Raw genomic sequence first — 7,807 nt, forward strand, 5'->3', positions numbered from 1 at the left:
CTCGCCCAGCGAGCCTGACCCCAGCCCCATGAGGCGTGTCGCCCCGGACTGAACTGGCGACCGAAGGCCTCCTCGTTCTGATGAAGATGGCGAACGTGGCGAGCGCAGCGTCCCGTGACTCGCCACCTTGGGGGCATGGGTGCGGTTCTGCGAGCGGTGACCGGGGGCGCCCCGTCCTCGGGGGCTGGGTTCGAGGTGACGTACGTCGACCCGGACGGTGGTGAACATCACGTAGACCTCAGCGGTGCGGCAGCGGTTCCGTTCGAGGACTGCCGCCCTGTGAGGTCGTTCCCGTCGTGGAAGGGGCAGCGCAACTATCCGGGGTTGTGGTGGGCGGCCACGCTCGGCCGGCACGTTGGGTACGAGTCCTGGCTGGAGCGGGATCACGCGATGCTGTTGGACTTCGAGCAGCAGGTCACGGCGTTCGCGTCGCAGCCGATGTGGCTGTTCTGGACATCCGGCGGGCGCCGCCGCTCTCACGCTCCGGACTGGTTCGCGCGAAAGGCGGACGGCACCGGGCTGGTGGTGGACTGCCGGCCTCTGAACCGGATCAAGCCGCGGGACGCGGAGGCGTTCGCCGCGACTGAGCGGGCCTGCCGGGAGATCGGTTGGGAATTCCGTCTGGCCGGGGCGCCCGATGGCGTCCTGCTGGCAAACGTCCGTTGGCTGGCGGGATACCGGCACCCCCGCCATCTGGTGGGTGCCGTCGCGGACCGGCTGCTGGGTGCCTTCGGCCAGGAGAAGGCCTTGCGTGACGGGGTGGAGCGGGTGGGCGATCCGATCGCGGTCCTGCCGGTGCTGTTTCATCTGCTGTGGTCAGGGCGCTTGGCGGCGGATCTGTCCGTACTGCTGGGCGAGTACACCCTGGTCCGCAGGGCGGAGGCGGCGTGATGGCTGGGCTGTCGTCCCGACCCGGGGTGCTGCGGGTCGGTGACCGGGTGCTCTTCGATGAGGGCGAGCACACGGTCGTCGGCATCGAGGGCACCGCCGTGCGCCTGCACGGCGACGACGGGCGGGATCAGGTTGTCCTGTTGCCCTACCTGCTGGCCTCGGACGGCTTCGCGCTGGTCGGATCCGCCTCGGACCCGGAGGAGTTTGCCTCGGTCGGGGTTCTGGAGTCGTTGCCGCCCGCGGCAGTGGCCGAGGCCCGGTTCTGGGAACGACATGTGACAGAAGTCGAGTGCGGATTGCCTTGCGACGCCGCCCCGGGCAGCCGTCCCCGCCCAGATTACGATCCGGCCCGCACCTCGCTGGCGGAACGGGAACGGACCAAGGCCGATGAACTGGCGGTGCTTGGGCATCCGGTGGGGAGGCGGACGCTGCAACGGATGCGGGCCCGCTACCGGGCTCAAGGCTTGCTCGGCCTGGTGGACCGCCGGGCAATGCGCCCTTCGTCTCCAACCGGACGGACCGACCAGCGGGTGATCGACGCGATCGTCCGTGCGATCGGCGAGGAGGCCGACGTGTCCACGGGCACCCGCTCGCGCCTGATGCGGCGAGTCCGGCAGATCCTGGACGACGAGCACGGACCCGGAGCGGTCCCGGCGCCATCCCGAACGTCCTTTTACCGCCTGGTCGACCAGCTGTCCGCAGGGCGGCACACGTTCACCGCGGCCACCACCCGGCGACAGAACGCCAACCGGCCGACAGGCCCGTTCACCCCAACCCTGGCCAGCCGTCCGGGCGAACAGGTACAGATCGACACCACCAAGCTTGACTTGCTGGCGGTCCTTGACGATGGAACCGTCCGCCGGCCGGAGCTGACCATCGCGGTCGACATCGCCACGCGGACGATCTGCGCGGCAGTCCTGCGGCCGGAGAGTACGAAGGCGGTGGATGCCGCCCTGCTGCTGGCGAAGATGCTGGTGCCGGAGCCGATGCGACCGACCTGGCCCAAGGCCCTTGCCGCGTCGGCTTCCCGGCTTCCACACGCCCGGCTGATGGCGATCGACGCTCGGTTCGAGCATGCTGCCGCGAAACCGGTGATCGTCCCGGAGACCATCGTCACCGATCACGGCGCTGTCTACTTGTCCCGGACGTTCACCGCCGCCTGCCAGCGCTTGGGTATCTCAGTCCAGCTTGCCCACCCCGGCACCCCGACCGACAAGGGCGTCGTCGAGCGAACGTTCTCCTCAATCAACACCCTGTTCTGCCAGTACGTCGCCAGCTACACCGGACGGGACGTCAGCCGACGCGGCGTCGACCCGGCCCGCAAAGCCGCCTTCAGCCTTGCCGAACTCGACGACCTACTACAGGAATGGGTCATCGCCGGGTGGCAGTTGCGCCCGCACGACGGACTGGTACACCCCTTCCTGCCCGGCCGGCCCCTGGCCCCCAACGACGCCTACGCGCTCCAGGTCGCCGCCAGCGGCTACCTGCCGATGCCGCTCGGCCCGTCCGACTACATCGAGCTGCTGCCGGCGACCTGGCGGGTGATCAACGACTACGGCATCCGCATCGCCAACCGCACCTACGACGCATCCGAGTTGGCTGCCTACCGCCGGCAATCCTCCGGTGTCGCGGTCCAGCGCGGCAAGTGGGAGGTCCACTACGACCCCCACGACCTCAGTCACATCTTCGTACGCAACCACCGTCAAGGCGGCTGGATCACCGCCGAGTGGACCCTGCTACCGCTCGTCGCCCGGCCATTCTCCGACGCACTCTGGCGCCAGGCCCGGCGCCAAGTCGTCGAACGCGGCCAGGACGGCGACGACCAGACCGCCGTCGCCAGGGCCTTGGACGCGCTGCTGCGACGGGCAGAACGACAGGCAGGCGAGTCCCGCCAAGTTCCGCCTCCCAGGGTGGGGGCGGGGAACACACCTGCGGCGATCCCACTGCGGACGGCCTCGGAACTCGATATGGACAACAGCGGCGACGATCCGGGGGAGACCGCTCCGATCGAGCTGGCCAAGATCATCCCATTCGGCGTCTTCGACCCCTTCAGTGAGGAGGACTACCGGTGACCGCGACTGAGACGGCCGACCGCGAGTTCCCCCTGACCACGAAGGAGGGATGGAGTCGCTTCGTCCAATACGTTCCGGTCAGCGCACCCCTGCTGGACCGCCCCGCGCTGCTGGCCCTGAACGATATCGAGCGCGAGTTCTACGACGAGGCCCGGGCCGAGCATCACGCCCAGCTGTTCGTCGCGAAGACCCCGACCATGATGGAAGTGATCCGCACCGGTCGGGAGCTGACCCTCCTCAACCGCCGTCAGGTCTCCGCCCGCCGCGGTCTCATCGTCTCCGGTGAGGCCGGCACCGGCAAAACCACAGCCATCACCCAACTTGGCAAGGCCCATGAACAGCATGTTCGCCGACGTCTGCCCACGGACTGCGGACCGCGGCTGCCAGTCGCCTACGTGACCGTGCCTCCAGCCGCCACTCCGAAGATGGTCGCGGTGGAGTTCGCCCGCTTCCTCGGCATCCCGTTGATTCACCGAATGAACCAGACCGACATCACCAATGCGGTCTGCGAAGTACTGGGCGAACTGCGTTGCGAGCTCGTCCTGGTTGATGAGATCCACAACATCTCTCTCACCACCAGGTCGGGCGCCGAGGTCTCTGATCAGCTCAAATATCTTTCCGAACGGATCTCGGCCACGTTCGTCTACGCGGGCATCGATGTCGAATCCGCAGGACTGTTTGCTGGCACTCGCGGTAAGCAGATCGCCGGACGCTTCGTCAGTATTCATGCCAAAGCGTTCACCATCGCCACGCCTGCCCAGCGCCAGGAGTGGCTCGCACTGCTGGCAACTTTGGAACAGTCCTTGCGGCTTCACAGGCACACCCCCGGAATGCTGGCCCTGCATGCGGACTTCCTCTACCAACGCACCTCCGGCATGATCGGAAGTCTCGCTCATCTGATCCGCGCTGCGGCCCTGCGCGCTGTGACCTCGGGCACGGAGAAGATCACCAAACAGCTGTTGGCGGAAATCCCACTCGACACTGCCGCTGAGATGAGTGCACCACTCAGCGCGCGTTCGCGCCGGGCTCGCACTGCCGAGCGCCGGGCCGCTGGATGAGCCGTGCCTCACGCGATCCCGAGCCTCTGACGCCCGCCCGCAGTCTTCCGATCCCAGTCCGACCCTGGGGGCGCGAGTCCCTGCCCTCCTTTGTCGCCCGGCTTGCCGAGGCGAACCGAACGCGTCACACCGCGCTCTGGCGTCATATCGGCCTCCCCTGCGCCAGGACAGTGGGCGCCACGCTGTTGACCAAGGAGGCCGTGCTGAACTGGCTGGCCACCGAACGACTGGTGATCATGTCCGGCCTGTCAGAGGAACGACTGCGGAGGTCCCTTCCCGCGCTGTCCTGGTCCCACCCCGATCCTCCCTACCTGCCCGCCGATGTCCCCGCGGTCTATATGAGTGCCGCGACGGCCCCCTCCGGAGTGATCTGCCGCAGCTGCACCATCAGGCGCGGGATCACCACCGACGTCCTTGCCCACCTGGCTCTTCCCGACATCGTGTGTCTCCGGCACCACGTCTGGCAGTCGCCTGCGCCTTGCGACGTCTCGGCGGTCCCTGAGATCGAACGGGCGCAGTACACCCTTCGTCGTATTCGAAGGCTTCGCGGCAACCAGGCGATGTCCTGCGGTGTCCGCGACGCCCGCTGGATCCTCGCGGGTTGGATCGGCAACGCGAGCCGAGAACCGGAACTCACCGATCGCTGGCACACCCGGAGGACAGCCCTCGGTTTGGCGCCGTGGCACAGGAACTACGAACTGCCGGCGCGGATCGTCACCCACCCAGAGGTTGCGACCCTGACAGCTGCTCTGGCATCCAACTACACAGACCCGGCCTACTTCACTCGCACCGAGTTTCAGTTTCGGAGATTCAGCGCCGACCTCCGCACCAGCCTGGGCCTGAACCCCATCCCGTACTCGATGAACGATCCCATCAAGGCGTTCGTCCGCATCGTCCAGAGCAACCGGGCCCGCTGGCGCGACCCCAGAAGCGTCATGATCACAGAGACGGCAACGCCCAGATACACCCGATGAACCTGGCGAACCCCAGCTCAGACGCGAACACCCTCGCCACCTCGACGCGGAAAGAACACCAGGTCAGCGCGATTGTCAGTGGGGGCGGGCAGGATGAACACATACGGCCACAGCGCCGTCACGCGACGACAGGAGGTTCGTCATGGCCAGCTCATCCGCAGCCGCCGCGCCCCGGCGCCGCCCCGGAGGCCGTCCCGCAACCGCACAGTCCGGACCCGCATCCGACATCCACCCCGTCCCGCGCCGCGCCGCCGCCCCGCCCGCCGCCCTCGACCTCCTCGCCAAGGCCCGCGCCGGCCTCGTCGAGGCCGCCGCACTCGACCGCCCCCACGAGCGGTACGCCGCCGCCCACCTGGCAGCCCTGCGCGCCGCCGCCGCGGTGCTCGCCGCACGCGCCAGACCCGAGACCGGCCCCCGCAGGCGGCAGCGGATACGGAGCGCCTGGGAGCTCCTCGCCGAGCTGGCACCCGAGCTGACCGAGTGGAGCGCCCTCTTCGCCTCGGGCGCGCAGCGCAGGGCCCGCGCCGAGGCGGGCATCACCAGCGCCGCCACCCGGCGCGAGGCCGACGACCTGCTCAGGGACGCCGCGCTCTTCCTGCGCCTGGTCGAGCGGCTCCTCGTCCTCCAGCCGGTGCTGCCGCGGCAGACGGGGGCGGACGAGTCCGGCGGATGATCCGAAAGGCGTTACCGAGGCCATAGGGTGGGGAGCGTCCGTACCCGTCACCGAGGAGTCAACAGCCGTGCCGGACCCTTCCCCTGTCTTCGGTCGAGAGGCGTCGTCGCGACCGTCGCGAGCCTCCCTGCGTACCGCCGTCGTCTGGGACGTCCTCAAAGACGCCCTCGACCGCCGGATCGAGGCCACCGGGAAGGACAGCCTCGACGTCCTCGACACGGGCGGCGGCTCCGGGAACTTCGCGGTCCCGGTGGCCCGCCTCGGCCACCGGGTCACCGTCGTCGACCCCAGCCCCAACGCGCTCTTCGCGCTGGAGCGCCGGGCCGCCGAAGCCGGCGTCGCCGACCTCGTCACCGGCGTCCAGGGAGACATCCGGGGCCTCTTCGACGTGGTCGGCCGCGAGGACTTCGACGCCGTGCTCTGCCACGGCGTCCTGGAGTACGTCGACGACCCCGCCGAAGGCGTACGGAACGCGGTCGCCGCGCTCCGGCCCGCCGGCAGCCTCAGCCTGCTCGCCGCCGGACTCGGCGGAGCCGTCCTGGCCAGGGCCCTCGCCGGGCACTTCACCGAGGCCCGGCACGCGCTCTCCGACCCGGCAGGCCGCTGGGGCACCGGCGACCCCGTGCCCCGGCGCTTCACCGCCGAACAGCTCACCGAGCTGTCCCACGCGGCCGGACTCGACGTCGGCGCCGTGCACGGAGTCCGGGTCTTCGCCGACCTCGTCCCCGGAGCCCTCGTCGACACCGAGCCCGGCGCCGCCGAGGCCCTCCTCAAGCTGGAAGCGGCCGCCGCCGAACTGCCCTCCTTCCAGGCCATCGCGACCCAGCTGCACCTGCTGGGCGAGAAGCGCGCCTGATCGGGACGGCCACCCGTTCGGCGGTGCGGGCCACGGCACCCCATGCAGTACGCCACAGCCCGCCCGTCAAGGGGTTCCGCCCCGTATGATCGGGGGACACCATCCGGCATGACGGACAAGGGGCTGGGGAATCAACGCCTCAGCAACCGATCCGCATGGCGGCCCGGATTGGCTATTCGGCATTGAGGGCGGGTTTCACGGGGGCGATTCCCTGCCTATCCTGAAAGGGCCGCAAACCGGTCGCCCCCGCGACCGACGACTAGGAGGACTCCGTGCCGCTCTCGGAGCACGAGCAGCGAATGCTCGAGCAGATGGAGCGAGCGCTGTACGCCGAAGATCCCAAGTTCGCGACAGCGCTCGAGGGAAGCGGACTGCGTACGTACACCCGACGACGGGTCTACCAAGCAGTCGCCGGCTTCCTGGTGGGTATCGCGCTCCTCATGGCCGGAATGGTCGCACAGCAGATCTGGATCAGCGTGGTGGGGTTCCTCGTCATGCTGGGCTGCGCGGTCCTGGCCGTCACCGGATGGCGCAAGGCGCCCAAGCCGGGCGAGCAGCAGGCCAGAGGAGGGGTGGCGGCCGGAGGCCGTCAGACCCGGCAGCGACGCTCCATGATGAACCGCATCGAAGAGCGGTGGCAGCGCCGCCGCGACGAACAGCAGGGCGGCGGCCACTGACGGCCCCCTGAGCGGAAGCCCCGCACCCCTTACCCCACCGAGCCCCGCGGCCCGCGCCCCCGCGCACCCCGCGGGGCTCCGTGCGTCCCCCTCTCCCCACCCCGCCGCAGCCCCCGCTCCCCCTTGCGGCAAGCCGCCACCCCACTCTCTCGCGGGCCGCGCCCACCCCCGCTGCGGGCAATCCGTCCGCCAGGGGCGGTGCCTACCCCGCCCCGGCCCCCTCGTCGCGGGCGCAACGCACGTCGCCCTCCCCGGCCTCCCTCGTTGTGGGCGCGACGGACGTCGCCCTCCCCGGCCCCCTCGTCGCGGGCGCGACGGACGTCGCCCTCCCCGGCCCCCTCGTCGCGGGCGCAACGCACGTCGCCCTCCCCGGCCCCCCTCGTTGTGGGCGCGACGGACGTCGCCCTCCCCGGCCCCCCTCGTTGTGGGCAATCGTTCCGCTGGGGCGGAACGGGTGGGCACAACGGAACGGCGCCCCTTGCCGGGCCTAGGCTTCCGCGCCCGAACCCGCACCGGTTGCGCGCCCAGGTAGAGGTGCGGGCAGGTACAAGGGGCGGAGGCGCCGCCGAGGGCGCCGTCCCGTGTGCCCACCCGTCCCGCCCCAGC

The 7,807-nt window shown here is 70.0% G+C and carries 7 protein-coding genes; all 7 read left to right on the forward strand.

Going from position 1 to position 7,807, the window contains the following annotated elements:
* The first annotated feature begins 195 nt into the window (after positions 1 to 195).
* The gene (locus MRBLMG1_RS26875; RefSeq protein ID WP_367826699.1) at positions 196 to 891 is read left to right on the forward strand and encodes a TnsA-like heteromeric transposase endonuclease subunit; all 696 of its coding nucleotides are present in this window, start codon (positions 196 to 198) and stop codon (positions 889 to 891) included.
* Positions 891 to 2,963 carry a Mu transposase C-terminal domain-containing protein gene (locus MRBLMG1_RS26880; protein WP_367826707.1) on the forward strand — a complete coding sequence of 691 codons (2,073 nt, stop codon included), beginning with the start codon at positions 891 to 893 and terminating at the stop codon, positions 2,961 to 2,963. The genes MRBLMG1_RS26875 and MRBLMG1_RS26880 overlap by 1 nt, the downstream gene beginning before the upstream one ends.
* Entirely contained in the window at positions 2,960 to 4,021 is a 1,062-nt protein-coding gene (locus MRBLMG1_RS26885; protein ID WP_367826700.1) for a TniB family NTP-binding protein, read from the forward strand. Before MRBLMG1_RS26880 ends, MRBLMG1_RS26885 begins: the two co-directional genes overlap by 4 nt.
* A 200-nt stretch (positions 4,022 to 4,221) precedes the next feature.
* Positions 4,222 to 4,995 (forward strand): hypothetical protein, encoded by a 774-nt coding sequence (locus MRBLMG1_RS26890; RefSeq protein WP_367826701.1) that lies wholly within the window; start codon positions 4,222 to 4,224, stop codon positions 4,993 to 4,995.
* A gap of 142 nt (positions 4,996 to 5,137) precedes the next feature.
* Complete coding sequence (locus MRBLMG1_RS26895) at positions 5,138 to 5,668, forward strand: SAV_6107 family HEPN domain-containing protein (RefSeq protein ID WP_367826702.1); 531 nt, start codon at positions 5,138 to 5,140, stop codon at positions 5,666 to 5,668.
* Between the two features lie 67 nt (positions 5,669 to 5,735).
* Entirely contained in the window at positions 5,736 to 6,524 is a 789-nt protein-coding gene (locus tag MRBLMG1_RS26900; RefSeq protein ID WP_367826703.1) for a class I SAM-dependent methyltransferase, read from the forward strand.
* Between the two features lie 272 nt (positions 6,525 to 6,796).
* The gene (locus MRBLMG1_RS26905; RefSeq protein WP_015032957.1) at positions 6,797 to 7,201 is read left to right on the forward strand and encodes a DUF3040 domain-containing protein; all 405 of its coding nucleotides are present in this window, start codon (positions 6,797 to 6,799) and stop codon (positions 7,199 to 7,201) included.
* Positions 7,202 to 7,807 lie beyond the last annotated feature (606 nt).

Source organism: Streptomyces sp. LMG1-1-1.1 (genome assembly GCF_040815545.1).
Lineage (GTDB): Bacteria > Actinomycetota > Actinomycetes > Streptomycetales > Streptomycetaceae > Streptomyces.